Raw genomic sequence first — 25,103 nt, 5'->3', positions numbered from 1 at the left:
GGCAAACTACTTGGACTTCTTCATCATCTTCTCACTCACCAAAAAGATGACAGGCTTATTGGAATAAGGATTGGTACGCGTGATTACCGGTGTTCGGTAGACTTTTTCGATGGTATCAAAGGTGAGCACCTCCTCGGGGGTTCCCTGGGTAAAGAGTTGCCCTTCGTTAAAAAGCATGAGTTGATCGCAATACTCTGATGCCAGGTTCAAGTCATGAATAACCATTAACACGGTCAGTCCCATTTCCTGGTTCAAGCGGTGTAATAAATCCAGGATGCGAACCTGGTGTGTGATATCCAGATGCGAGGTTGGTTCATCCAGCAAAAGTAGCTCGGGCTCCTGTGTTAACGCGCGGGCAATGGCCGCCCGTTGCTGCTCACCACCACTCAATTCGGTCATCAATTTATCCTTGTGCTTAAAAACATCGGTAAGCTGCATGTAGCGGTGGGCTTTTCCCAAATCATCTTTCGATTCAAAAAACTGGAAGCGATTGTGATAAGGCATTCGTCCCATCAACACGTAATCCTCCACACTCATTTGGTCGATATCCACAAACTGGCTGACAATCGCAATGTTTTGGGCCCGCTCCTTTAACGACAGTTTATGCAGGTTTTTTCCTTTCAGATAGATCGAGCCTTCCAAGGTAGCAATGGAACTGGTTATCCCCCTGAACAGGGTCGTTTTCCCCGATCCGTTTGGCCCGATGATTCCACTGAATGAACCTTTATTCAGGCTCAAGCTAATGCCACTCAATTTAAACGATGGGTAGCCGCATGAAAAATTATCGATATGAAAAAAAGCCTCACCCATACTAACTTTTCTTCCGGTTTTGACTCATCAACAATAAAAAAACCACTCCACCAATAATGCCCGTGATCACACCAATGGGCAGTTCGTTGGGAGAGATAATGGTTCGGGCAACAACATCGGATAATACCAAAAAAATTCCACCCAGCAGAAAAGAACCGACCAGTAGAAACCGGTAATCCGAACCAAATAACAAACGCAATACATGGGGAATAATCAAACCAACAAAGCCAATCACTCCCGATACCGAAACACAAATTCCGGCGAGTAGCGAAGCCATTACAAACAGTACCCGAATGACCACATTGGTGTTGAACCCCAAGTGCATGGCCTTTTCTTCGCCCAAACGAAGGGCATTCAATGGTTGCACAAACAAGTACGAAACAAACAGGACAATCAAACTCGCGATTAACGTCAGTTTAATGAGTCCGGTATCCGGTTCATCCAGCGAGCCCATGATCCAAAATACAATACCATGTAAGTTATCGGAACTGGTGGTAGCCATCAGGAACATCATCGCCGAAGAGGCAATAAAACTGACCATCACTCCGGTTAGCAACATGTTTTGAATGTTGATATTCCCGTTACGCGAACTCAGCGTGTACACCAGAAAAATAACGACAAATGCACCAACAAAACCCGACAACGGCAGCATGAATGACCCCAGTGTGATATGAAGTCCAAACACAATGGTAAAAGCCACACCCAACGATGCGCCACCCGAAATTCCCAAGGTAAAGGGTTCGACCAACGGATTGCGGTAAATCCCCTGCAAAATAACTCCCGCCAAGCCTAATGCACCACCAACGGCAATGCCCAGGATTACACGTGGCAATCTTATTTTGGAGATCAGCATGTATTCCATACTGCCATCATCCCCGCCATGAAAGAGCATTCGGAGTATATCGGTTAATCCCAGTTTAAGCTCTCCTACCGACAGGCCAATGCCTACCGAGACGAACAGAACTGCCAGCAATACAGCCAGTGCAATAATCCATTTGAAATATTTATTCTGAGTCAGCAATGTTTATTTTATTTCGTCCATTGATCCATAAGTTCCGGGTTCTTTGCTAATGAACTCATGTACTTTTTAAAACTCAATTCCCTTCCGGCTGGGAATTCCCTCGTCAAAGGGATGTTTCACTTTATTTATTTCGGATACGTAATTGGCCTTTTCAATCAGTCCGGGAGTTACACCTCGACCAGTCAATACCAGCTCCATTGTTTCTGGTTTCGAATCGATAAAGTTAATCAGATCCTGCTCATCCAGAAACCCATCGCGAACGCAAATAATGATTTCATCCAGAATCATCAGGTCGGGTGCTGACGACTGACAAAGCCCTGCTAAATACACTAAGGCCTCTGCAAGTTGCTCCCTCAGCTGTTCGGGAGTCACTTCTTTGTTGAAGTTCGGATGTCCATCGGTAAATCCCATGACAGTCGCCCCCAATTTTTTCAGGCTATCGATTTCATGGTAGCCATACAACTCAGGTCGTTTCATAAAATGGGCATATACCACTTTCAATCCCTGCCCCAGTGCTCGTGTCGCCAATCCTACCGAAGCCGTTGTTTTGCCCTTACCGGTGCCGGTGTAAATATGTACTAGTCCTTTTTTCATTTCTCGTAAATTAAGCTGATGATTTCGTCCAACGCCTCAACAAATGAAAGCGGGGTCGGACTGCAGGTTTTATCGGCATTCACAATAAACACCTGGTCTTTTTGCACGGCGCTCAGGGAGTCAAATTCCTCCCAGCGATCCTTTTCTTCTGCGCCAAGTGATCCCATCAACACCACGATAATCACATCAGGATTGCGAACCAAAATCGTCTCCCGATTAATACTCCCAACCGACAAATCAGAGGCGATATTTTCGGTTCCCGAAAAGCGCACAAAGTCATTCATAAAGGTATGCGGCACCACGGCAAAAAGTGGATTCGCGCCAATCTGCATAAAGATTTTCTGCCTGGGTTGATCTTCGGGAACTTTTTTCTTGATTGTTTCAATATGCGCTTTCGCCTCGGCAATGATTTCAGTGGCCAGGGCTTTTTTCCCAATCAACTCGCCCAAATCCACAAACTGACTACAGATTTCCTCAAACGATTGGGGCGTCGGGAATTCGTGCACTTGCACACCCAGTTTTCTGAATGTTTCAATCGTCTTGGGCTTGGTCAACGAGGTGGTGATCACCAAATCGGGTTTTAATATCACCGCCTTTTCATAATTCACCTGAACCGCTGAGGCGACCACATCAGCATCGGTTTCACTTTGCAACACACAATAGCTGGTGCACCCCACCAATAAATCTTCAGCTCCCAGCAAATACAGGTTTTTGGTGAGCGAGGGCGCCAATGAAATAATACGTTCTGGTGTTTGTGCCTGTGCAGTCACAACTATAACGAGAATAAACACCGACGTTAGAAAATAAGTCGCTTTCTTTTTCATTCTTTTTATTGGGCATTTTAGCCTCAGAGAAATTGAATTGGCAGGAACAGCGTTCCCGACGATCTTTTTTCCCGAAGATCCGGTTAAACAATCTGTTGCTGGCAGGTCTTCTGGCTCACCTTCCTTTTTGATGCCTTCCCGTCCGTCAATAGCAGACAGTGGCTGGGGTTTCAAAAAGATCTCTCAAGGCTTACAGCAGCGGGGACTGCTCCGGATTTACACCGGATTCCCTTATTAAGGCACTTTCCGATAAACGAAAAGCTGGCCACCACAACAACGCAAAAGTAAAAAATTATTTGGCAACAGTACAATTTGAATTAAAGCGCTTATTTGTGAATACACAATAAAAGACCGTTCTTTTGAATTTTACGTGCAAGATACAGGGATCGGGATTCCTCCTGAGAAAAATAAAACAGTCTTTGGACGGTTTGTACAAATAAACTCACCTAAAAAAAAAACTACGAAGGTGCTGGATTAGGGCTCTCCATTTCAAAAGCCTACGTGGAAATGCTCGTTGGCAAAATATGGATAGAAAGCGACTGAAAAAAAGTACCTGCTTTTACTTTACCCTTCCACAGTGTGATTAAAGACTCACCACCTTATCCGCAACTTTCTGAAGTTCAATAATATCTGCCATTGTTCCGGGAATACCGACTGCTGTTTTGTCTATAAGTCCAAAATGCTTCAAGCAGGTTTTACAAGCAACTAGTCGAACTCCTCTTTGCTCCAACAATTTCAGAACAGACACGACAGGCGATTCAGCTGCCAACAATTTTACTCCACCATTGTAAAAGGCAATTACCTGAGGTAAAACACTTTCCTCACTAACAAGTGTGAAATAGTTTTCGATAAGCTGAAGGCCCAACGCCGTATCTCCGCTTCCCATGCCATTTTGAGTAACTTGTACTAAAAGGTTTTTAAAGGTTTTCATGTGTTTATAATTGTTTATTTTTTGCAACACATGGAACTCGCTTAAAATAATCACGCTTCTGTGTGGGAATATTTTTACATGCTCGTTTCATTTGCTTTTTGAGCAAAGATAATCGCTCATCCAACGCGCTCCCTTACACTTACATAATCTTTTTGCGCTCAGGTTTTAAGTCTTTCACCCATTGATTGACGATGTATTCATTCTTGTGCATCCATTCGCGCACGCCATCTTCCGGATCTGCTTCACTATTCATATAATAGATGAGACTGTTGATTTGCTGTTCAGAAAGCTGCATACGTTCGAAGAAGCGTACCACATGAGGCAATCGCTCTTCGAGCCCGCTAGTACCGATCGCATAGATATTCTCCTGAATACCGAATACCGACCGCGGATCATTCAGAAAGCGCACCTCGAAACGATCAAACAGCCAATGAGGCTCCCACCCGGTAATGACTATCTCTTCGCGGCGCTTAAAAGCATCCGAAAATTGGTCAGTCATTTCCTGCTCCGACAAGTCTTTCAGCTGAATACCCTCCAACTCATATTGCTCAATCGCTTGGCGTGCCTGAGCCATGATACCAGCTCCGGCATCAATTCCAATAATCGGTACATCGGAACCTTTCAAATCATTAATCGATTGGTACTGGCTATAGTCTGGAACAACCAGACCTGTTCGGGCATGTGGATAAATAATTGAAAGCATTTCAATCTTTCCCGTATATGTTTCCAGATAGCTACGATGAGTTTCGGGTAACCAAGCATCGGCAAACACATCCGATTTTCCACTGGCAACTTCGGCATAGGCTTCTTCCACGTCTGTGAGTTTCGCTTGAACCTCGATATCCATCTGTTCTTCAAGTAAAATTTTCGCCAGGTTCGTTAAGGCCACCGCTTCCGACCAATCAGTATAAACCAGTTTTACTTTTCGGTCTTCACTCTTTTGATTACCTGATTGCGAAGTACAAGCAGCCAACATTAACAACACACAGCATGCGATAAGACTATTCTTTGTTTTACGGATCATACATTTGTTTTTTTTCGGTTAATCAAATAAAGCTTCCAGGAATCCAAGAGTTTGCTTACGATCCTTCACGATCAGTACAGGGATATTCTTTTCCACCTCTGCCAATTCTTCCGAGGTTCGGTCAAGAATCACGTTGGCCAGTTCCGACTTAATTTTGGATCCGATCATGATCAAGTCAACATGATTTTTCAAGCCATAGTGATAAAGCAATTGCGCCTCCTGGTAATTCCGGTCATACAGGAATGCACAGGGAATGGCTTTCGGATCGAGCTTCAGTTTCTTCATGAATTTTTCGTATTCCTTCTCACTATGTTTGGTCATTTTTTGCTGTAGGCGCTTTTCGTCATCGTGTGAATATTGTGGAAAATGGCTGATTGGAATTCTGTAGGCATGAAGCGCAATCAATTGAGCTCCCGTATATTCAGAAAGCTGAATAGCCGTCTTCATAGCAATTTCCGACATCTTGGAAAAATCGATCCGCACCATAATCTTCTCAATCTTGGGAAACACTGTTTCACTAACCAATATTACAGACGAAGGGGTTAAAGGCATCACCCGGCGAGGCAAAGCACCTGACCCCTGATAACCCACTTTTTTTCCAAACACCGTGAGGTTGATCTTGTGCTCGCGGGTAAATTGCAGCAAGGTGTCCGATTTGACGCCTTCTTCTACCACCACTTCTGTTTCAATACTTTCTTGATGCGAAAAATTCTTGGCTACGTTTTCCTCCAATTCTTCCTGTAACACCTTGCTGATTGGCCGTTTCAGATCAGGAAACTCACTCAAAATTTCTGCTGGTAAATCGTAATTTTGCAATAAGTGAAGGAAATATATCTTTTTTGCGTCGGTTTGTTCAACCAGGTAACTGGCATAGCTGATCAAGAAATCATCCATTTCTGTCAGGTCCATGCAAACCATAATATTATCTAATTTCTCCATTGTATTTTGTTTTATGTTGAACGTTATTTCGATTCTCTTTTTTTCAGAATGTCAGCAACAATCCGTTGATAGTCCTTATGCTCCCGCTCCCGCACTCGCTCCATCATTTCAAGATGCTCGCCGCGCAGCCCTTTTAGTAAACTCCAGGCAATAATAATGAGAATGATGGCAAAAGGCAAGCCTGTTGTAATAGCAGCTGTTTGCAGTGCTTGCAATCCTCCGCCCAACAACAATACAGCAGCAATCGCCCCTTCGGTTAGCGCCCAAAATATGCGTTGAGCTACCGGTGCATCCAACTTTCCTCCGGCCGTCAAGCTGTCGACAACCAGAGAACCGGAGTCGGAACTGGTAACAAAAAAGCTAGTCACCAGAATGACTCCCACAAATGAGGTCACCGATGAAATCGGAAATTGCTCCAAAAGCACGTACAGCGAAGTTGCCACATTTTCCTTTGCAGCTCCTGCAATGTCGGCAAGCCCGTTTAGTTCCAAAAACATGGCACTTCCACCAAAAGCCGACAACCATAAAAAGGTTAGTAAAGTGGGTACTATGAGAACCCCTAGTACAAATTCTTTTAAGCTACGACCACGCGAAATACGGGCAATAAACATCCCTACAAAGGGTGACCAGCTCACCCACCAAGCCCAGTAGAAAACCGTCCAACTATTTTGCCAATCCGACTGCTGATAGGTTTCCGTCCAAAAGCTTAGCTCAAAAAAGTTTTGCACGTAGCTTCCAAGGTTCTGGACAAACGAGTCGACGATGAATAAAGTTGGTCCGACAATAATGATGAATACCAGAAATAATCCTGCCAATACAATATTAATCTCACTCAGGCGCTTCACCCCAGAGCTCAAGCCTGCAACAACCGAACCTGTTGCAGCAAGCGTAATCAACGTAATTAAAATCACCTGGGTGTTGATGGTATCAGGCAGATTGAACAGATGAGCCAATCCGGCGCTCACTTGCTGAACTCCCATTCCGAGTGAGGTGGCTAATCCGAATAAGGTAGCAACTACTGCCATCACATTGATGATTTTACCAATCGGTCCGTTTACTCTTTTACCAAGCAGCGGATAAAAAACAGAACTAATTGTGAGTGGCAACCCGCGATTAAATGTAAAGAAAGCCAAGGCCATTCCTACTAAAGCATAAATACCCCAGGCATGCAGTCCCCAATGTAAAAAGGTCAACTCCATGGCCATCCGGGCAGCCTCAACGGTTTGGCCTTCTGAAGTAGGAGAATTGATAAAATGATTCATAGGTTCACCCACACTCCAGAACAAAATACCAATACCCATTCCGGCACTGAATAGCATAGCGAACCAGGCTCCTTTGGAAAACTCAGGCTTGGCTTGTCGACCACCCAATTTAATTTTACCGAACTTGCTAAAAGCGATGTAGAGCACAAATACCAGAAAGAAATTTACAGCCAACACAAAAAACCAACCACCGCCCTCGGAGATTGAATTTTGAATCGTACTAAAAATCTCTGCCATCGGTTCTCCTACAATTAGAGTAACAGCAATAAATAGAACAACTACAATAGCCGACGGCCAAAAAACAGGGCCGTCAACATCAAAATATTTTTTGGTGGATTTTAACTCAGGATTGATCTCGTACTCTTCTTCTTTTTCTGCCATATTGAAGTTTTTAAAATTTACATTATCAGAAGATCGCTTCTCTTTGGTTGTAGCGTGAATATAGGAAAATTGAAGGGCTATCACAAAAATGATTTAAACCCGACAACCTTAAACACTAGTTAACAAACAGTTGCCACGCAAATGGTAAAACTAACTTAAACTAAAAATCAATCTTTTCTGTACGTTTTAATCATGTCATTCACGTAACCGGTGACGATTTCCTGCAATTCCAAAGGAAATTCTACCTGCGCATGGCTCCCGGTATTCAGCATCCAAATAGCAAATCCACGCAAATCGCTGTTTGAAAATTGCATGCGAACCCGATCTCCTGCATCTTCTTCGGTAAGAAATCCATACCAGTATTTCGACTCATCAATCAATTTCTGTCTGGATTTGGGAACGAGCAGCGTAATATTGGCTTCGGATGCGATCATAGCATTTTGTGCCATGTACTCCCGAATGCTTATGTGTTGCTTGCCTTTGAAGTGTTCTGGAGTTAACTGCAAGTCTGCAATACGGTCGAGCCGGAAGTCGCGGTAGTCTTTTCGCAACTGGCACCAGGCCAGCAAATGCCAGCGCGAGCTGTAATTGCACAAACCAATGGGTTCTACCCGGCGCAAAACGGCTTCTTCGGCATGCTTCGATTCATACTTAATTTGAAGTACTTGTTTACTTACCAGAGCTTGTTGGATCTCGTTCAGATAAAGTAAACGAAAACGGTCGCCCATCGAATGGTAATTATAAACTTCCACGTGCTCGTGCAGTTTCTCCAGGTAATCCTTTTCCGAAGGCTTCAGAATAGCTTTTACCTTGTATAGCGCTGAGCAGAAATCTGACTTAATCTTTTCATCACTCATTTTCCCAACCAGCTTTTCGCCAAACAACAAGGCAGAAGCTTCATCGCTGGTAAACATGACCGGAGGCAAGTGATAACTCTCTTGTAAAAAGTACCCCACTCCGGCTTCTGCTCCAATAGGAACACCGGCTTCCTCCAACGCACGAATATCGCGATACACGGTTCGCAAGCTAATCTCAAAGCGGTCTGCTATTTCCCGCGCCTTTACAACACGCTTGCTTTGCAGCTGAATCAATATGGCATTGAGACGATTGGTGCGGTTCATGGTTCAATAAGTACAAAATTCATAAGTTCGAAGCACATGAGTGCAAAATAGTAAAAAGCTTCAAAATACAAGGAAATAGCAAAGACTACTTGCCCGCCTGAGGCTTGAAGCTTGCAACTTGTAGCTTCTATTTTTTTATGGACATCCTCTTCTCATCAATCATTAAATGGATGAACGATTCGCGGCTATTTTCGCGGATGAAATCGATGGAGGCCTTGCGGTCGGAGCGGAATAAAAGCTCGAAAAATGAGGAAATAAAATTGTTAAACTTCTTGCATTCGCGTGGATTGGTTGTGGTGCAATCGGCACAGGAATCATAGCCATTCTCCACACAGCAAGCGCGGACTTTACACCAACTTGCTTTTTCATTGGCTTCGCAACCGCTGCATTTGCTACTTATATACTTTTTGCAGTTTCCGCAATACAGCCCGCATTTGGAAACTAACTGAAGATTGGCTTGTGACAAGCGATTCATGGTTCGTGGTTTTAAACGTTTGTACTATTTACAAAATCCAAACCGTCATTGCGAGTGAAACGAAGCAATCTGTAGAAATGATTATCAACAGATTGCTTCGTCGTACCTTCTCGCAAAGACGGTTCATCAACTAAGGCGATTCTTATTGAATAATCACCTGAATTTCCGTTACATTATTGGCTTCATTTTCGAAATCGCAGGTATGATAAACCTCGCGACTTGCTCCGGCCGGAACAATTCCTTTGCGACTCATTTCACCAAAAACCTGATTATAAGTGTCGGCCAATTTGTACCAACTACCTTTATGGATTTCGGTAATGCAGTTGATTTCAGGAAGCTCTACAAAACGAAACTTGCCCGCATTTCCCTTCGCTCCATTTACCGGCAAACAGATATCCATGTTAAATCGGGTATCCGGTTTTCCGTCTACGCCAACATACTGCCAAACCGGGGGCGCAGTAATTTCAAGTCCCAATTCGCGAGCTTTTGATTCAATTTCCCTTGGAATCTCTCCCGCATCACTCATAAGTGTTGCAAGTGTTGTTGTCGTTGAGTACATCAGTACAGTTTGCTTTTCGATCGTTTTTTTCTCCATGGCATTTGAGGATTGATTAATTAATAAAAAGAAACGATAAGTAGAATACTTGAAAAGATACTTGCCGTTTCATGATTTCTGAAAATTATTCATGTTTACTTCCACAAAGAAAACGGCAACAAGTGACAACAGTATGTCAGTATGTTTTTACAAAATGAAGAAAACCCTGTATATCAATATTGGCCGAAAGGTTATTCCCATTAGTCGCAGCTACAAAAAGGAAGTACTGGAGAAGCTGGAAAATAGCTAGCCATGCATTCCATAATTCCTAAAGTGATGCTGAAACGCCTGCATCACTTTTTTAGTAAACTTACCCGGTTTTCCATCCGCAATTGTACGGTTATCAATCGTTGTAACAGGCATAATGTGCTTAGTGGTACTCGCCAGAAACACTTCATCCGCTGCAAACAGTGTCTCAATAGAGAGTTCTGTTTCCTGAAAAGGAATACCTTGTTCCTTCAGCAGTTCAATCACCACACGCCGGGTAACACCGTCCAATACATTTTTCGAGGGTGTCATGACGTTGCCATTTTGAACGGCAAACACATTGCCACGCGAAGTTTCCTGCACGGTTTCGCCATTGTGAAATAAGATATCGGTCACCCGTTGATCGGTTTGCTCATTCATCCAATACTGCCCGGCTAAATAGTTGGTCGATTTTGCTTCCGGTAGAAAACGGTGATATTGTTTCATCACCAAACGAACCCCATCGGTATAAAATGAAGGAGGATAATCCGGCATTTGAGTTGGGAAAACATAGAGTGCCGCCTGGTAAATTCCGTCGAACTTTGCTTCATGAGGTAAAACAAATAGCTTTACAAAACTACGAGTCAGCTTATTTCGTTCAATTAATTCATCTAGTATCCATTTCAATTGATTATCAAAATTGGTGGTCAACTTTAATATGGCCATTGTTTTTAAAAAACGCTTGAGATGTCGATCACCATAAAAAGGCTTCCCATTAATCACCTCTAAAAACTCAAAGGCACCATAGCTGCGATTAATCGAAAGACTTGTAATGGGAATACTGATTTCTGCCAACTCTCTAAAAGCACCGTTATCAAATCCAATCATAATTTTTAAAATTTACTGCACCCAAATTACAACGCTTTTTTGACGGTTACAACAGAAATGAAAATAGCAAACACTCTCTCGATCTATGTTTAACAATATCTTTCTGAACAATCGTTAAAAAGGGAACGGTTTTTGAAATGCTGAGTAATGACACTTTAAAGCCCCAGCCCTATGAAAAACTGGTTCTTCATACTATCCTTGCTTATCTGCTTTTTTACAGCCCAAAAGCACCCGGCTTTAGCAGCTAGACTAGATTCCATTCAACTAGTAATCGATCAAGATCAACTCATCCTTCCTGGCGAAACATTCAAAATAGGCATAATCGGCTATAAACGAAACGGAAAAATCCGGAAAACATTTGGCATGCCCGGAGGTCGCACACTCTGGTGGAAATATAACGTTGAGGTTGTTGGGGGAACTGATTTCGGAGGAAGAATAACAATTAACGAAAAGCTGATGCCATCCAAAGGAAAATACATCAGTATTGAAGCCTATCCTCGACGACAGCCCAAGCTAAAACGGAAAGTGTTCGTTCCGCTCAACTATGAAACAGCTATTGCTTTTCAACCTACAACTTCTTTTGACAAAGCACCCGGATGTCGATTTGATGGAGAAGTTGTTTCGCTATTCAACAACAAAGTGGTTCAAATTTATGACAAGCTGAAAAGAAAAAAGGAAGCCGAGAATTTCTTGTTTATCACCCAGGGTGGTGATTGGGATAATGGGAAATTCACAATCGATCCCGATTTTAGAAACATCGACAATCACCGGGTTGGTTTAATTGTGAATTCAAAAACGAACCAAGCCGTATCCGATACCTTTTCAATCTTGCTGGATTACAAACACGACTACAGATTAAATTTGTATGGACGATCTGGCTATTCCGGCCACAATGGAAGTGATGGATCCAACGGGTCAGCAGGTTATCATGGCGGTGATGGTGGAAATGGGGGGAATGGTGAGTACGGCGAAAACGGCCCCGATATTGGCGTTTGGGTCGACCTTTATCATGATTCAATCTTGAATGAACCGCTACTTTATGTGTATGCCGAAAACCTCTGGACCGGGAAGGATTATCGCTATTTGATTAATCCTGATGGTGGACGGATTTCCGTAAGCTCAACAGGCGGACGGGGAGGCGATGGTGGGGATGGCGGTGATGGTGGGGACGGTGGCGATGGCCGCGACGGAGAAATATGGTTTGAGAAACGCATAGAAAAAAGAACCGTTAGCAAGCCATTTACCGAAAAACGAACTGTAACCGAAACCAAAACAATTACCAATAGCGAAGGAGAACAAGAAGAAGTTGAAGTTGAAAAAGAAATTGAAGTGATCGTTTATAAAGACGTCGAAGAAGAATTTGAGATTAAAATCAGACATCAGGAGCCTGGTGAAGATGGTGGTGATGGCGGTTGGGGAGGTGCTGGTGGTTTTGCCGGTGGCGGTGGCAATGGTGGCCATATTTCCTTATTTTTTACTGACGATGCTCTCCCCTATCAAAACCTGATTAGTGCATCCAGCAACGGCGGATCGGGAGGAAAAAATGGTGATGGTGGCGATGGCGGCCGCCGAGGAGATGGTGGCGATGGTAATCCTGATGGCTCCGACGGCCGAAGCGGAGGAAGTGGTCCTTCACGATTTGGCTGGGCCGATGATGGCTGGGATGGAAGCATTGAAGTAGAATCAACCGAAGAGTTCTTCTTTTACACTGCTTCAGAATAGGTAAGCCCGAGTTGCTCTTTGGGTTCATCAAATTCATCTTTCGATGGTTTATATTACTTTTACCAATATAATTATTGAAAGTGAGCCAAAAAATACTTTTCATCACACCGCCTTTTACACAATTGAATACGCCGTATCCAGCGACAGCTTATTTAAAAGGATTTTTAAATGCACGTTCCATCGATTCCAATCAATGTGATTTAGGAATTGAAGTCATTTTAGCATTATTCTCCAGTTCGGGATTGATAGCTCTCTTTCAGAAAATTGAGGATGACAACCCGACTTTAACAGAAAATAGCCAGCGTATTTTTGACATGCGTGCTGAATATATCCGAACAATTGACCCGGTGATCGCTTTGCTTCAGAATAAAAACAGTGCCCTGGCTCATGTTATTTGCGATGGATGCTACCTCCCCGAGGCATCGCGCTTTGCAAATACCGAAGACCTTGACTGGGCTTTTGGAACCATGGGCTTACACGATAAAGCCAAGCATTTGGCAACCCTTTACCTCGAAGATCTTTCAGATTTAATTGTTGAAGCCGTTGACTCTCATTTTGGCTTTAGCCGCTATGCCGAACGACTGGGAAGATCGGCCAATACCTTTGACGAACTGCACGAATCACTTCAGGCTCCGGATAGTTTTATCGACCAGTTACTGGCCACTTTACTTCAGCAAAAAATAGAACAATATCTACCAACTGTTGTGGCGTTTTCGGTGCCTTTTCCCGGCAATTTATACAGTGCTCTGAAAAGCGGACAGTGGTTGAAAAAGCATTATCCGGAAATTAAAATTGTGATGGGCGGAGGTTTTCCAAATACCGAATTGCGCTCAATTTCCGATCCGCGCGTATTCGATTACCTCGATTTTATTACGCTTGACGATGGTGAAGCCCCCACCCTTTTGCTCCTCGAATATTTGGATGGAAAGCGAGAAGCCAATCAGTTAAAACGTACGTTCAGGTGTGAAAATGGCACGGTAGTTTATTGCGATGAAGCCACTGAAAAAGACATTTTTCAGGCCGATGTGGGTGCTCCCGACTATTCCGATCTGCCGCTTGACAACTATCTTTCGGTGATCGAAATTGTGAACCCTATGCACCGCCTGTGGAGCGATGGCCGCTGGAACAAGCTAACGCTGGCTCATGGTTGCTACTGGGGCCGATGTACTTTTTGCGACACCTCGCTCGACTACATCCGGCGCTACGAGCCCAGCAGCGTAAAATCACTGTGCGACCGCATTGAACAGCTCATTGAACAAACCGGGCAAATTGGCTTTCACTTTGTCGACGAAGCCGCTCCCCCCGCATTGATGCGCGCGCTGGCACTCGAAATTATTCGCAGAAAGCTAAGCGTGGTTTGGTGGACAAACATTCGGTTCGAAAAAAGTTTTACCTACGATGTGTGCTTGCTATTGAAAGAATCCGGTTGCATTGCCGTTTCCGGTGGGCTGGAAGTCGCTTCCGACCGACTACTGGGAATGATTAACAAAGGAGTAAGTCTGAGTAAAGTAGCCAAGGTTACTGACAATTTCACCCAGGCAGGAATAATGGTTCATGCCTACCTGATGTATGGTTTCCCAACTCAAACAGCGCAGGAAACGATCGATTCGCTCGATGTGGTTCGTCAGTTGTTCGAGGCAGGTGTCATTCAATCCGGCTTTTGGCACCAATTTGCCATGACAGCTCACAGTCCGGTTGGGCTTCATCCCGAAAAGTTCAAGGTGAAAATTAAAAATACAGCTGTTGGCACATTTGCCAATAACGACCTGATTCACGATGATCCGACAGGTTGCAAGCACGAACTTTTTAGTGAAGGCCTTAAAAAATCGCTGTTCAACTACATGCATGCGATTGGCTTTGAGATGCCGCTTCAAACTTGGTTCGACTTTAAAGTACCACGCACAACGGTCAGCCCAAATTTCATTCAACACGCCATCGAATCACAGGAGTATTTGCCGACAAGTTCGTCCGCTTCAGTGTTATGGTTGGGAGGAAAAGCTACAATAAACTACTTCAGCAAAAAGAAAAAAAGCCAGGTTTACCCCATGGCAGAGCTGACCTTTCAGAATAAAAAAGCAGCATTAACCATCCAGCTCAAAGAGCCGGAAGGGAAATGGCTTTTCGGTCAACTTCCAAAACTATCTGTTGAGAATGAAACGCTGCCAACATTCGACGAACTTCAGACAAGCTTTGAAGCCCAAACCAACGAAGATTTCATCTTATTCTGGAATAGCAAACCCATGATGCGATTGCGCAAAAATGGTTTGCTGATTCTTTAGCCTGTAAAGGATTGTACAGTAAAAATCAAAAAATAAACGGTAATCTGCTTGGTAATAAAATCATTATCCGCATATGTTTTTTGATTGAACGATAGTAAGAAATGCTTCAATGCAATAGGGCTTATCTTTCTATTCTTTTAGATATTCTAAAAAATCACTGCCCAAGCCAGAGACATAATACTTTGTATCGGACCATAGGTCACCATCATCTTTGATCTCAAAATCGTCATAATGAACGAGTAGTCCGATTGAAATGAAATAGTGAATCAAGAAGTTAACTCTCTCTTTTGTGAGTCCGGTCTCTTTGGGAATTATGGCATTGGCTATTGCAATGTCATTCCTCATCCCGTTCCATTTCTCATTTAAATAAGAAAGGAATTTTATATGCTCTATATCTACTTTGTCTAAAATTTCAAGAAAGATAAATTTATCAGACTTCTCAGTGTTTTTGATTAAGCAGCTTTGAGTCAAAAAGTCCGCGAATAGCTTTTTCTTAGATTCTCTTATTTCATTTTTTGCCTTATCAACCGTACGATGGAGAGTAAAAATATAATCCTCGGTTTCTAAGTAGTGTTTATCGATCAAATCTTCATGATTTTTTAGGGATTTCGCATGCTCCTGAATAAGTGCGCGAATGTTATTAAACTCCTGTTGATTTTTCCAATCAGCATATAAACTAGCAACACCAGAAACAATAGGAAATTGTGATGCAACAGCTTTTAGGCAGCTTTCAATTATTACTCCAGTATTTGGTTTATCGTTCATGTCGTTTTGTTCAATATTGCAAGTAGCATAATATTAATGCAGTACTATTAACCCCGGCAGACTTTTGTTTTTTGCCAAAGAACATCAGAACGTTTCGGAACGTTGTCATGTATTTGGGTTTTAACTATCCCAAGTTAGCAATTTTGGGAGGCAAGTAATACTAGTGACTATAATTTATTTTCATTCAAAACAACAATCGCCCGGATTAAAAGCAACCACCTCCCGGACTAAAGTCCGGACTCCTCCTTAAAAATGAGGAGAAATGGAGACAGATCAACGAAGCTTGCTTGACTATTCTATTGCCGATGATTAACCACAGGCCAATTTCCCCTCCTCGCCGAGGAGGGGTGGCAATCGCAAAGCGGTTGACGGGGTGGTTTTGTTTATTACTCTATACATTAATCCGAAAACGAAAGAATGTTTCTTTTAGAATGGGTAAGCGAACCAACAAAGCCCCCGGGTGGTTTCACCCAGAGGCTCAATATTACTTGTTTTCAACCAAGATCAGTACTTCTTAAAAGGACTGTTTTTACCTTTTTTAACCATTTTTGAGAATGATTTCTCTTGTTTCCTTTTTTCCTGCACTGAAGTGGTATAATGCCATGCTTCTCTTCGCAGTTTGAGGTAATTTTCATACACCCCATTGTCAATATCGCCATTTTCCAGAGCTTCGATCACAGCGCAACCTTTTTCATTGATATGCTGACAATCACGAAAACGACACTGCCCTTCAAAACGACCGATATCCAACACTTCCGACAAGGCATCGGCATTGTCGTTTGTAACTCCAAAGACTTTTACTCCGGGCGTGTCAATCAACACACCTGAGCCTTCCATTAGTATCATCTCGCGGCGCGTAGAAGTATGTTTTCCTTTTCCGGTTGAGCCACTAATAGCTGCTGTTTGCAGAATTTCCTGCCCGCATAATGCATTGATCAGTGTACTTTTCCCGACACCGGATGAACCGATAAATACAGCTGTTTCACCCGGCAACATCACTTCACGCAATTGTTCAATACTATCCGGTGAAGAAATGCTGGTAAAGAAAACAGGTGCTTTATCGGATAGGTGCTTTAGTGCATTTTTGATCTCATCCTTATTAAATGCTAAGTCAGACTTTGTCAGCACCAACACCGGTTGTATCTCTTCATCAGCAATTTGTAGCATAAAGCGTTCAGTACGTCGTGCATTGAAATTATCGTCAATACTTTGCACGATAAATGCCTTATCTACATACGAGGCAATCGCTTGTTTTTCAGATACCGATCCACTTTTTAAACGATAAAGCATTTTTTTTCTGGGTAACAATTCATGAATGATTCCTCTATTCGAATCAACCAACTGAAAAATGACCCAATCTCCAGTGCAGGGATATTCGACATGCTCCCTTCCATAAAGCATATTTCCGGTCAGCTCACAGATATAGAAACCTTCTTCCGAAACAACCTCGTAGCAGGTTTTATGAGTAACTGAAACCCGCCCATGCATATGATCCTTGAAAATTGATGCTTGCTTTTGTTGAAACAACGATTCGCTCCAACCATATAATGATAAATTATTCATCATGTTGAATTTAATATTGCTGAACGTATGGCATTAGCATGCAATGCTTCTTTCGCCATGGTTCAAACGACTAATTATGTATAGACATGAAAATAACTCCGGCAAGAATATGCCTGAGTTTAATTAAGGGATAACCTTAGGTGAATCCCAAAGGTTATTTACTTTACCAAATCCGTGTTAATTCTAAACATCAAACTTTTTTAGCTAAAACAAAGGTACAATTTTTTTTTGATCGCATTGGAAATCATCAGATCTGGAAATACTTTGAAAAGTGAATTCTTATGGAATTCCTACTTCAAAAAAACAACTATCTTTGTAGCCCTTAAACAGAATTGGTTTTCACCACAATAAAAAAATCACGTTGACATGACATCATACAAACGTACTTTAATTACTTCTGCCCTGCCTTATGCTAATGGGCCCGTACACATTGGTCACCTTGCAGGGGTTTACGTTCCCGCTGATATTTATGCGCGCTATCTCCGGCTGAAAAACGAAGAGGTCTTGCTCATTGGTGGATCGGATGAACACGGTGTTCCTATTACCCTGAAAGCAAAAAACGAAGGTGTTACTCCGCAAGATATCGTGGACAAATACCACGGAATGATTAAAGATTCGTTTGAGCGCTTCGGCATTTCATTTGATGTGTATTCACGCACCAGTTCCAAAATTCATCATGAAACAGCAGCTGGCTTTTTCAAGAAGTTATATGATGAAGGTAAGTTTGTAGAGCAAACCAGCGAGCAATATTACGACGAAGAAAACAAGCAGTTTTTGGCCGATCGCTACATCGTGGGAACCTGTCCAAAATGTTCGTTCGAAAAGGCCTATGGTGACCAATGCGAGAGCTGTGGAACATCGTTGAGCCCAACCGAATTGATCAACCCAAAGTCGATGATTAGCGGGAACACACCCGTTTTGAAAGAAACAAAGCACTGGTACCTGCCGCTTGACCAGTACGAACCCTGGTTGAAAGAATGGATCCTGGAAGGTCACAAAGAGTGGAAATCGAATGTATACGGGCAATGCAAAAGCTGGATCGACAGTGGACTGAACCCGCGTGCGGTAACCCGCGACCTGAATTGGGGCGTGCCTGTGCCTATTGACGAAGCCGAAGGAAAAGTGCTGTACGTGTGGTTTGATGCCCCGATTGGCTATATTTCGGCCACCAAAGAGCTGACACCCGATTGGGAAAAATGGTGGAAAGATGAAGAAACCAAAATGCTGCATTTCATCGGAAAAGACAACATTGTTTTCCACTGCATTATTTTCCCAACCATGTTGAAAGCCGAAGGAAGCTACAACTTACCCGAGAATGTGCCAGCCAACGAATTTCTGAACCTTGAAGGCGATAAAATTTCTACCTCACGCAACTGGGCCGTTTGGTTGCACGAGTATCTGGAAGAATTCCCCGGAAAAGAAGATGTATTGAAATACACCTTGACCGCAAACGCCCCGGAAACCAAAGACAATGACTTTACCTGGAAAGATTTTCAAGCCCGCAACAACAACGAACTGGTGGCTGTACTTGGTAACTTTGTAAACCGCGCACTGGTACTAACTCAAAAATATTACAATGGCGAAGTTCCTGCTTTGGGAGAGTTGAATGAAGTGGATCAAGCCACTTTAGCCGAAATTGGCAACCTTAAAACTGAAGTAGAAAAAAGCCTGGACAATTACCGTTTTCGCGAAGCGTTGAAATTAGCCATGGATTTGGCTCGATTGGGTAACAAATACCTCGCTGACGAAGAGCCCTGGAAAGTGATTAAAACCAACCCGGAGCGCGTAAAAACAGTGATGAACATCTGTTTGCAGATTACCGCCAACCTGACCATCATGCTAAAGCCGTTTCTACCTTTCAGCATGGATAAGCTTTGTGGCTTTATCAACTTTGATAAGCTGGATTGGAGCGAGCTGGGGCGAACAGATTTATTGCCTGCCGGGCACCAAACCAACAAGCCGGAGTTGTTGTTCGAGAAAATTGAAGATGCCACCATCGAAGCACAGGTTCAAAAATTGCTGGACACTAAAAAAGCAAACGAAGTAGCTGAAGCTGTGGCAAAACCGGCGAAAGAGAATTGCACGTTTGACGATTTTATGAAAATGGACATCCGCACAGCGACCATTTTAGAAGCTGAGCCGGTTGCCAAAACCAAGAAACTGATGAAGATTTTGGTGGATACCGGAATCGATAAACGTACTGTTGTTTCAGGAATTGCCGAATATTATAAAGCAGAAGAAATCATCGGCAAGCAAGTTTCGGTGTTGGTAAATCTGGAACCTCGCAAACTGCGTGGCATCGAATCGCAAGGTATGATTCTGATGGCCGAAGATGCCGATGGAACACTGAAGTTTGTCTCTCCGGAAAGTGCAGTTAAGAACGGTTCGGAGGTAAGATAACGAATTAAAGACAGTCGTTGCCAACTCTTGTTGGCGGCGCTTCCGTAAGTTGCCGTACTGCTCTGCAGATCGGTAACTTACTCTACATATACGAAACCGCTTTTGTACGCAAAGGCGGTTTTTTTTATTTCCCGGATGGGAAGTTTAAAATAAAGCTGGAACCTTTGCCCAATTCACTTTCAACACGAATGGTTCCTTTGTTTTTTTGGACCAGCTCTGCTACCAATTTCAATCCAAAGCCCGTTCCTGATTCGTTTTCGGTACCTGGTTGTTGAACTTTGGATGAGAGGTCAAATATTTTTTCAGCATCGGATTCACGCATTCCTAATCCAAAATCAATTACCTGCAGTTCGATTCGATCTACCAAATCCCTTGCCTCAATTCGGATAGAGCTCTCGCGATGTGAAAATTTAATGGCATTGTTAATCAGGTTTCTAAAAATTGTTTTAATCATCTCTTTATCACCATAGATCGTCAACTTCTCTTTCAGTTCAGCTTCAATTCTTAAACCCTTATTTTTCAGGGGAATTTCTACCAACTGCATTTGTTCCTCAATCAATTTATCAACCCATATCGTTTCAGGTTCTACGACTACCTTTCCCATTTGAATGCGCGCCCAATCGAGAATATCGTAAAGCAACTTATTGTGCTGTTTAGCGGCAAAACCAATATCTTTTAAATGCGATTTCCGCTCCTCTTCTGAAAAATCTGCATAAGCTTCTTGCATAAATTCCAGGTAGTTAGCAATAACACCCGAGGCATTTTTTAAATCGTGTGAAATAATCGAGAAAAACTGATTTTTGGATTGATTCGCTATTCTCAGATCTCGCTCTGAATCAATTAAGGCCAGCTGACTTTGATACTTACGAAAAGCGTTTTGGGCATAAAAATAGCCAAATAACATTCCTACTAAAACAACAACCGCATACAAGCCAAGTATTGAAGTTAAGGGTAGAAAACTCGATATACCTAAGTGAGAGGAATCGACAAATGAAATTACTTTCCAACTGTAACGGTCTTTTTGCCTTCCTTTAAAATCTCTGTTGCCCAACCGTATAAATGGGTCTATAATTGCTGACGTAAATAAGCCTTCCTCCCCTTCGAATTGCGCATATTCTGTATCAACTATTACTTCGGCATCTTCTTGAAAAACATCATCTATCGTTAAGTTATTTCTTTCGGGAAACATAAATCCCCACTCTAAAACAGAATCGTTAGCATTTAAAAAATACCCCTGCTCATTGATCAGAAAATTAATTCCATTTATACTATTTGATCCCTCATCAAGCTCTCGGATAATTCCGGTAGCATCAAAATTCAAAACATTTATCCCAATCTTTTTACCAGCCGGATCAAAAACCGGCACACATATCCTAATTAATGGCCGATATGGCTGTTCAATTTCTCCGTGCTCAACATTCAAATCTAAGGGAGATACATAAAACTCATCTGCTTCTAAATCCAACGAGTTCGTAAAATAATAGCGTTGGCTTTTATCCTGTAATTCATCCGGAGTACAAATATATGGCTTGCCATTTCTCCTTTCAATCCTAAACACCTCCATTCCATCAAGGTCAAGATGCCTTAGTTGGTAATAGTTCGATTTTAAGCCGAATAACTTTTCAACAAGGTCATTAAAATTATTTCTCTGGTTCGAATCATCAACTTTCGATATAAAAAAGCTTTGAAACAACCGGCTATCCGACATGATCATTAAATCTAATACGGCATCATCCAGTAAATGCTCCATCAAATTTTTCTCAGCCAGCACTTTTTGTTTTTGGCTGGCCTTCAGTTCCATTGTTCGCTCACTAAGCATAACTTGAAACCCCATCCAAAATAGAAGTGAAGAAATAGTAATGAATAGCAACGAAACAATCGCAAAGCGCTTAAAAAAATAGTTTCCCCTTTCTTTGATTAGCTTTTTAATTCTCAAAACACTACAAAATTAAAATTTGTTTTTTTTTAAAGATAGAAAAAAAGTGGTGTATCTAACAAAAAAAAAGGGCCGCAACCGCGTACCCTTTTCAAACTAATAAACCAACTAAACCTAAAACTAAATCTTTATTCGCTTAAATATTTTGCATTTCGATGTTTGAAGTTCGATGTTCTCTTCTTACCACTCAACATCAAACTTACTTCGTCCCAAATTTCTTCTTTCCCTTTTTGAACACCGAACTTGACATCAAAAACAACAGAGATATCAGAAAAGTTCATTATGACCAAAAGTTTGTAAGAAGTTAACAGATCGAATTCGGGTCTTAGCCAGCCTACAAGCGGTTAATTTATAATCAATCCATGGAGGGAAACGACAAGCAAGTCAGCAATTCAATGAATCAACTTATATACTAATACTTACAGCAAACATCTAAACACTAAAATCCAATTTTCACAATTAGGTTGAGCGAAAAAGACGAACGATTATAGTGGACATGTTTAAGATTATTTGATAGCCAAATCTATTTGACTAATTTTATTCCACAACAACACGAGGTTAAAAAGGATCGCTATGAAAAGAATTGCTGTATTGTGTCTTATTTTAGGTTCTATTCTTGCTCAAACGATAGCCGCAGAGCCATTGCGAGAACCATATATTCAACTGTTTATTGATGGAAAGCTTATGGAAAGCGGCTCCGATTTAGAAGTTAACAAAGGCGATCAATTCACACTTCTGGCACAACTAAAAGGCGGTCGCTCAGATTTTGTTTGGTATCCCGACACTTACTTTGATTTTAGTTCCGATGCAAAAATTATCAGCAGGGGTAACAAAAAAATAGTTTATCAAGAAAGCGACCAAGAAAAAACCTGGGAACTATTAAGTGAAAACATTGAATTCGAATCGGACAATAAAATCAAGCTGGACATGTTGCAGGAACTAGCGAATAGGCATATGGTTGAAGTAAACATACCGGCGGGCAACGTCGAAAAATCGTACATTAAAGTGACGATCGTTTCAACCTGGCAATTTACTGATGGAAACACGACACGATTAGAAGAAAACAAAGCCGATGCAATCATCCACCTGGATATCATTGGAAATGAAAATGAATGGTTTGCAACACCCAATATAAAGGCCTCCGGTTACAAAAGTAATTCGATAGAAGAAAAATTAAATGGGATTCAAAGCTCATACGATACAATTGAAGATTTGCTTACCAGCTTTGACTTTGCCTCAGTTCAGGGAGAAATACGGAATTTGCAAAACTTAATGCGTGAATTGGAAACTCAGGTAAGAAAGATAGAAGCTGAAACCCCAACAAACGCGACAGATCTGTACTTTAAAGGAACTCCCAGTGATGAAGTTATTAAGGATATCAGTAGCTTCAAGGAACTGGCAGAAGCCTGGAATGAACTGGAAACGATTGTTAAAGAACAAACTGATGAGCTCAACAAATTGGAGCAATCCGGTGATCGGATAAAACGCAAAGAGTTGTTTTCATTAATTAAACCAATAATCAAATGGCAAGAGTCGCTACCGACCAATGCTGAAGCGCTTTTAACTACTTACACCAAGGATATTGACTGGACAGATATCATTATCCAAAGTGCACTTTCTTTTAATCCGGAGAAAGACCGGATCAATAATCCGGACCTGGCAATAACTGATTTTAAAGAGTTTTTAAGCAGACGAACACAGCAGGTTCAAACTGAGAAGACGACAATTAACTATGCTTCAACACGTCTGCAAGCGGTAAAAATATTTGACGGAATGCTTCTAGGCTATTTCTCATCAATTAATTTTGCCAAGTGGGAAAACACAAGAGAATAGCATACGCAATAAACTAACAACCAGACTACAACCCATTTTTGTTTAAATATTAAACTGATTGCCTAAACAAAAGTGGAGTTTCTGTTGTTTTTGAAGCAATAGTATGTTAGAGATACTGACTCAATGCCATGAAAACAATTAAGAAACACGCTGGAATTTACACTTTACACGCTGAACAAAAACTCCCGATTAGCTTAAATGATGCTTGGGAGTTTTTTTCTAATCCGGAAAATCTTGAGAAGATTACGCCACCAAGTATGCATTTCAAAATTACCTCAGGAGAAATCGTTCCGATGTATCCCGGCCAAATAATTACTTATCGTGTTTCTCCGTTTCCGGGATACACAACCCACTGGGTTACCGAAATTACGCAGGTAAAGGAAAAGCATTTTTTTGTTGATGAACAACGTTTCGGGCCCTACAAAATGTGGCATCACGAACACCTATTTCAGAAAATAGCAGATGGAACATTAATGACTGATAAAGTGAGCTACAAGTTACCTTTTGGAGCACTTGGTCATCTGGCTCATCACTTGTTTATTCAAGGCCAACTTGAACATATTTTCGCATACCGGTACAATTATCTCATTAATTACTTAAAAAAATAGCAAGCTATGTTTGGATTATTTAAACGAAAATCACCAATAGAAAAGTTTCAGGCGAAATATAACAAACTGATGAAAGACTATCACGAGATCTCAAAAGTCAATCGGAAAGAAGCCGAAAAATACTATGTACAGGCTGAGGAGATTTTAACTGAAATCAAGACTATTCAGAGCAAGTGATTCACTTACTTTACCGCCATGTTGGGAAACCAAGAGAATAAAGTGTTAGGTATCGATGGTTGCAAAACCGGCTGGTGTGTGGCGGTTTACGATGGGATGAACTATTCCATTGAAATTCATTCAACGCTGAATCAATTTCTTCATGAGCATTCTGAGGCGATCTGCTGTCTGATTGATATGCCAATTGGCCTGCCCCGAAATGGTGAAAAGAGAGATTTGGAGACCATTGCCCGCAAGGAATTATCGCCTGGATTCTCGTACACTATTTTTACCCCTCCCTGCTACGAAGTTTTATCTGCAACAAACTATGATGAAGCAAAACGGATTAATCAGCAAATTACCGGAAAAAGTTTGTCTATTCAATCCTGGAACTTAGTCCCAAAAATAAAAGAACTGGATCAGTTTTTAGAGCAACATCCGGTTTGGAAACCTAAAACGATGGAGAGCCATCCGGAGATCAACTTTAAAAATCTCAACAACGGTAGGCTTTTAAAGCACAGGAAAGCAGCCAAAGAGCGTGTCGGTATTCAAGAACGTTTAGCAATCCTTTCCAAACACTACCAAGCGCTGCCATCCTTTTTCATTCAGTATCGCAATCGATTCAAGAAATCGCATGTAAAAGATGATGATTTGGTCGATGCGCTTTGTCTTTGTCTGACCGCCCAAATTGGAATCGATAAAGGTTTTCACTTAATTGGAGAAAGAGAACCAAATACAACAACCAACTCCAAAAATGCCATCGCAACAATCAAAAGCACCTAGTTTTGTG

The 25,103-nt window shown here is 42.0% G+C and carries 23 protein-coding genes and 1 riboswitch; of the genes, 7 read left to right on the top strand and 16 right to left on the bottom strand.

Annotated features, from left to right (window positions below):
- Window positions 1-6 precede the first annotated feature (6 nt).
- From GR929_RS15265 to GR929_RS15210, 12 genes are all read right to left on the bottom strand, one after another.
- A complete protein-coding gene (locus GR929_RS15265) occupies window positions 7-810 on the bottom strand; it encodes an ABC transporter ATP-binding protein (RefSeq protein WP_159521319.1) in 804 nt (267 codons plus the stop codon).
- Window position 811: 1 nt separating this feature from the next.
- A complete protein-coding gene (locus GR929_RS15260) occupies window positions 812-1,831 on the bottom strand; it encodes a FecCD family ABC transporter permease (RefSeq protein ID WP_201301033.1) in 1,020 nt (339 codons plus the stop codon).
- Window positions 1,832-1,897: 66 nt separating this feature from the next.
- On the bottom strand, window positions 1,898-2,425 hold the full coding sequence (locus GR929_RS15255) for a cob(I)yrinic acid a,c-diamide adenosyltransferase (protein WP_159521317.1): 528 nt from the start codon (window positions 2,423-2,425) through the stop codon (window positions 1,898-1,900).
- Entirely contained in the window at window positions 2,422-3,249 is an 828-nt protein-coding gene (locus tag GR929_RS15250; protein WP_159521316.1) for an ABC transporter substrate-binding protein, read from the bottom strand. The genes GR929_RS15255 and GR929_RS15250 overlap by 4 nt, the downstream gene beginning before the upstream one ends.
- Window positions 3,250-3,332: 83 nt before the next feature.
- A riboswitch (cobalamin riboswitch) is annotated at window positions 3,333-3,534 on the bottom strand.
- 298 nt (window positions 3,535-3,832) lie between these two features.
- Complete coding sequence (locus tag GR929_RS15245) at window positions 3,833-4,180, bottom strand: DsrE family protein (protein WP_159521314.1); 348 nt, start codon at window positions 4,178-4,180, stop codon at window positions 3,833-3,835.
- Between the two features lie 139 nt (window positions 4,181-4,319).
- Window positions 4,320-5,204 (bottom strand): glycine betaine ABC transporter substrate-binding protein, encoded by an 885-nt coding sequence (locus GR929_RS15240; RefSeq protein WP_159521312.1) that lies wholly within the window; start codon window positions 5,202-5,204, stop codon window positions 4,320-4,322.
- 18 nt (window positions 5,205-5,222) lie between these two features.
- A complete protein-coding gene (locus GR929_RS15235; RefSeq protein WP_159521310.1) occupies window positions 5,223-6,143 on the bottom strand; it encodes a universal stress protein in 921 nt (306 codons plus the stop codon).
- Between the two features lie 23 nt (window positions 6,144-6,166).
- Window positions 6,167-7,786, bottom strand: a complete 1,620-nt coding sequence (locus GR929_RS15230; RefSeq protein WP_159521308.1) for a BCCT family transporter — start codon at window positions 7,784-7,786, stop codon at window positions 6,167-6,169.
- A 167-nt stretch (window positions 7,787-7,953) separates the two neighbouring features.
- Window positions 7,954-8,907: a helix-turn-helix transcriptional regulator gene (locus tag GR929_RS15225; RefSeq protein ID WP_159521306.1), complete on the bottom strand. Its 954-nt coding sequence runs from the start codon at window positions 8,905-8,907 to the stop codon at window positions 7,954-7,956.
- A 127-nt stretch (window positions 8,908-9,034) separates the two neighbouring features.
- A complete protein-coding gene (locus GR929_RS15220; RefSeq protein ID WP_159521304.1) occupies window positions 9,035-9,382 on the bottom strand; it encodes a DUF3795 domain-containing protein in 348 nt (115 codons plus the stop codon).
- A 142-nt stretch (window positions 9,383-9,524) separates the two neighbouring features.
- Window positions 9,525-9,977 carry a GyrI-like domain-containing protein gene (locus GR929_RS15215; protein ID WP_159521302.1) on the bottom strand — a complete coding sequence of 151 codons (453 nt, stop codon included), beginning with the start codon at window positions 9,975-9,977 and terminating at the stop codon, window positions 9,525-9,527.
- A 246-nt stretch (window positions 9,978-10,223) separates the two neighbouring features.
- Complete coding sequence (locus GR929_RS15210) at window positions 10,224-11,051, bottom strand: aminotransferase class IV (protein WP_159521300.1); 828 nt, start codon at window positions 11,049-11,051, stop codon at window positions 10,224-10,226.
- A 171-nt stretch (window positions 11,052-11,222) separates the two neighbouring features.
- On the opposite strand from GR929_RS15210, the gene GR929_RS22040 reads away from it, so the two are divergent.
- Together GR929_RS22040 and GR929_RS15200 are read left to right on the top strand one after the other, a co-directional pair.
- Window positions 11,223-12,773: a hypothetical protein gene (locus tag GR929_RS22040; RefSeq protein ID WP_159521298.1), complete on the top strand. Its 1,551-nt coding sequence runs from the start codon at window positions 11,223-11,225 to the stop codon at window positions 12,771-12,773.
- Between the two features lie 80 nt (window positions 12,774-12,853).
- A complete protein-coding gene (locus GR929_RS15200; protein ID WP_159521296.1) occupies window positions 12,854-15,052 on the top strand; it encodes a B12-binding domain-containing radical SAM protein in 2,199 nt (732 codons plus the stop codon).
- 129 nt (window positions 15,053-15,181) lie between these two features.
- Here the strand turns inward: GR929_RS15200 and GR929_RS15195 are convergent, their stop codons facing one another.
- Window positions 15,182-15,817 carry a hypothetical protein gene (locus GR929_RS15195; protein ID WP_159521294.1) on the bottom strand — a complete coding sequence of 212 codons (636 nt, stop codon included), beginning with the start codon at window positions 15,815-15,817 and terminating at the stop codon, window positions 15,182-15,184.
- Between the two features lie 504 nt (window positions 15,818-16,321).
- Window positions 16,322-17,383, bottom strand: a complete 1,062-nt coding sequence (gene rsgA / locus GR929_RS15190; RefSeq protein WP_235934399.1) for a ribosome small subunit-dependent GTPase A — start codon at window positions 17,381-17,383, stop codon at window positions 16,322-16,324.
- A gap of 363 nt (window positions 17,384-17,746) precedes the next feature.
- Here rsgA and metG point away from each other — a divergent pair, with 363 nt between their 5' ends.
- A complete protein-coding gene (gene metG, locus GR929_RS15185) occupies window positions 17,747-19,780 on the top strand; it encodes a methionine--tRNA ligase (RefSeq protein WP_159521292.1) in 2,034 nt (677 codons plus the stop codon).
- Window positions 19,781-19,904: 124 nt separating this feature from the next.
- Here the strand turns inward: metG and GR929_RS15180 are convergent, their stop codons facing one another.
- Window positions 19,905-21,614, bottom strand: coding sequence for a sensor histidine kinase (locus GR929_RS15180; RefSeq protein ID WP_159521283.1), 1,710 nt, complete (start codon window positions 21,612-21,614; stop codon window positions 19,905-19,907).
- A gap of 230 nt (window positions 21,615-21,844) precedes the next feature.
- On the bottom strand, window positions 21,845-21,997 hold the full coding sequence (locus tag GR929_RS15175; protein WP_159521282.1) for a hypothetical protein: 153 nt from the start codon (window positions 21,995-21,997) through the stop codon (window positions 21,845-21,847).
- A 292-nt stretch (window positions 21,998-22,289) separates the two neighbouring features.
- Here GR929_RS15175 and GR929_RS15170 point away from each other — a divergent pair, with 292 nt between their 5' ends.
- The 4 genes from GR929_RS15170 (at window position 22,290) to GR929_RS15155 (ending at window position 25,096) form a co-directional block, all read left to right on the top strand.
- The gene (locus tag GR929_RS15170) at window positions 22,290-23,549 is read left to right on the top strand and encodes a coiled-coil domain-containing protein (protein ID WP_159521281.1); all 1,260 of its coding nucleotides are present in this window, start codon (window positions 22,290-22,292) and stop codon (window positions 23,547-23,549) included.
- Window positions 23,550-23,677: 128 nt separating this feature from the next.
- The gene (locus tag GR929_RS15165; protein WP_159521280.1) at window positions 23,678-24,157 is read left to right on the top strand and encodes an SRPBCC family protein; all 480 of its coding nucleotides are present in this window, start codon (window positions 23,678-23,680) and stop codon (window positions 24,155-24,157) included.
- A gap of 6 nt (window positions 24,158-24,163) precedes the next feature.
- Window positions 24,164-24,334, top strand: coding sequence for a Lacal_2735 family protein (locus tag GR929_RS15160; protein WP_159521279.1), 171 nt, complete (start codon window positions 24,164-24,166; stop codon window positions 24,332-24,334).
- A gap of 18 nt (window positions 24,335-24,352) precedes the next feature.
- A complete protein-coding gene (locus tag GR929_RS15155; RefSeq protein ID WP_159521278.1) occupies window positions 24,353-25,096 on the top strand; it encodes a DUF429 domain-containing protein in 744 nt (247 codons plus the stop codon).
- Window positions 25,097-25,103: the final 7 nt, after the last annotated feature.

The organism is Sunxiuqinia indica, assembly GCF_009847015.1.
Taxonomy (GTDB): Bacteria; Bacteroidota; Bacteroidia; order Bacteroidales; family Prolixibacteraceae; genus Sunxiuqinia; species Sunxiuqinia indica.
Note: the sequence above shows the minus strand (reverse complement) of the source record. Positions and strands in the feature narration are given on the sequence as shown.

Coding starts and splice junctions, on each gene's coding strand:
- GR929_RS15215 (WP_159521302.1), bottom strand. CDS start 9,977: ATGGAGAAAAAAACGATCGAAAAGCAAACTGTACTGATGTACTCAACG.
- GR929_RS15225 (WP_159521306.1), bottom strand. CDS start 8,907: ATGAACCGCACCAATCGTCTCAATGCCATATTGATTCAGCTGCAAAGC.
- rsgA (WP_235934399.1), bottom strand. CDS start 17,383: ATGATGAATAATTTATCATTATATGGTTGGAGCGAATCGTTGTTTCAA.
- GR929_RS15160 (WP_159521279.1), top strand. CDS start 24,164: ATGTTTGGATTATTTAAACGAAAATCACCAATAGAAAAGTTTCAGGCG.
- GR929_RS15170 (WP_159521281.1), top strand. CDS start 22,290: ATGAAAAGAATTGCTGTATTGTGTCTTATTTTAGGTTCTATTCTTGCT.
- GR929_RS15230 (WP_159521308.1), bottom strand. CDS start 7,786: ATGGCAGAAAAAGAAGAAGAGTACGAGATCAATCCTGAGTTAAAATCC.
- GR929_RS22040 (WP_159521298.1), top strand. CDS start 11,223: ATGAAAAACTGGTTCTTCATACTATCCTTGCTTATCTGCTTTTTTACA.
- GR929_RS15235 (WP_159521310.1), bottom strand. CDS start 6,143: ATGGAGAAATTAGATAATATTATGGTTTGCATGGACCTGACAGAAATG.
- GR929_RS15250 (WP_159521316.1), bottom strand. CDS start 3,249: ATGAAAAAGAAAGCGACTTATTTTCTAACGTCGGTGTTTATTCTCGTT.
- GR929_RS15240 (WP_159521312.1), bottom strand. CDS start 5,204: ATGATCCGTAAAACAAAGAATAGTCTTATCGCATGCTGTGTGTTGTTA.
- GR929_RS15165 (WP_159521280.1), top strand. CDS start 23,678: ATGAAAACAATTAAGAAACACGCTGGAATTTACACTTTACACGCTGAA.
- metG (WP_159521292.1), top strand. CDS start 17,747: ATGACATCATACAAACGTACTTTAATTACTTCTGCCCTGCCTTATGCT.
- GR929_RS15265 (WP_159521319.1), bottom strand. CDS start 810: ATGGGTGAGGCTTTTTTTCATATCGATAATTTTTCATGCGGCTACCCA.
- GR929_RS15220 (WP_159521304.1), bottom strand. CDS start 9,382: ATGAATCGCTTGTCACAAGCCAATCTTCAGTTAGTTTCCAAATGCGGG.
- GR929_RS15155 (WP_159521278.1), top strand. CDS start 24,353: ATGTTGGGAAACCAAGAGAATAAAGTGTTAGGTATCGATGGTTGCAAA.
- GR929_RS15175 (WP_159521282.1), bottom strand. CDS start 21,997: ATGAACTTTTCTGATATCTCTGTTGTTTTTGATGTCAAGTTCGGTGTT.
- GR929_RS15255 (WP_159521317.1), bottom strand. CDS start 2,425: ATGAAAAAAGGACTAGTACATATTTACACCGGCACCGGTAAGGGCAAA.
- GR929_RS15180 (WP_159521283.1), bottom strand. CDS start 21,614: ATGGGGTTTCAAGTTATGCTTAGTGAGCGAACAATGGAACTGAAGGCC.
- GR929_RS15210 (WP_159521300.1), bottom strand. CDS start 11,051: ATGATTGGATTTGATAACGGTGCTTTTAGAGAGTTGGCAGAAATCAGT.
- GR929_RS15245 (WP_159521314.1), bottom strand. CDS start 4,180: ATGAAAACCTTTAAAAACCTTTTAGTACAAGTTACTCAAAATGGCATG.
- GR929_RS15195 (WP_159521294.1), bottom strand. CDS start 15,817: ATGAACGATAAACCAAATACTGGAGTAATAATTGAAAGCTGCCTAAAA.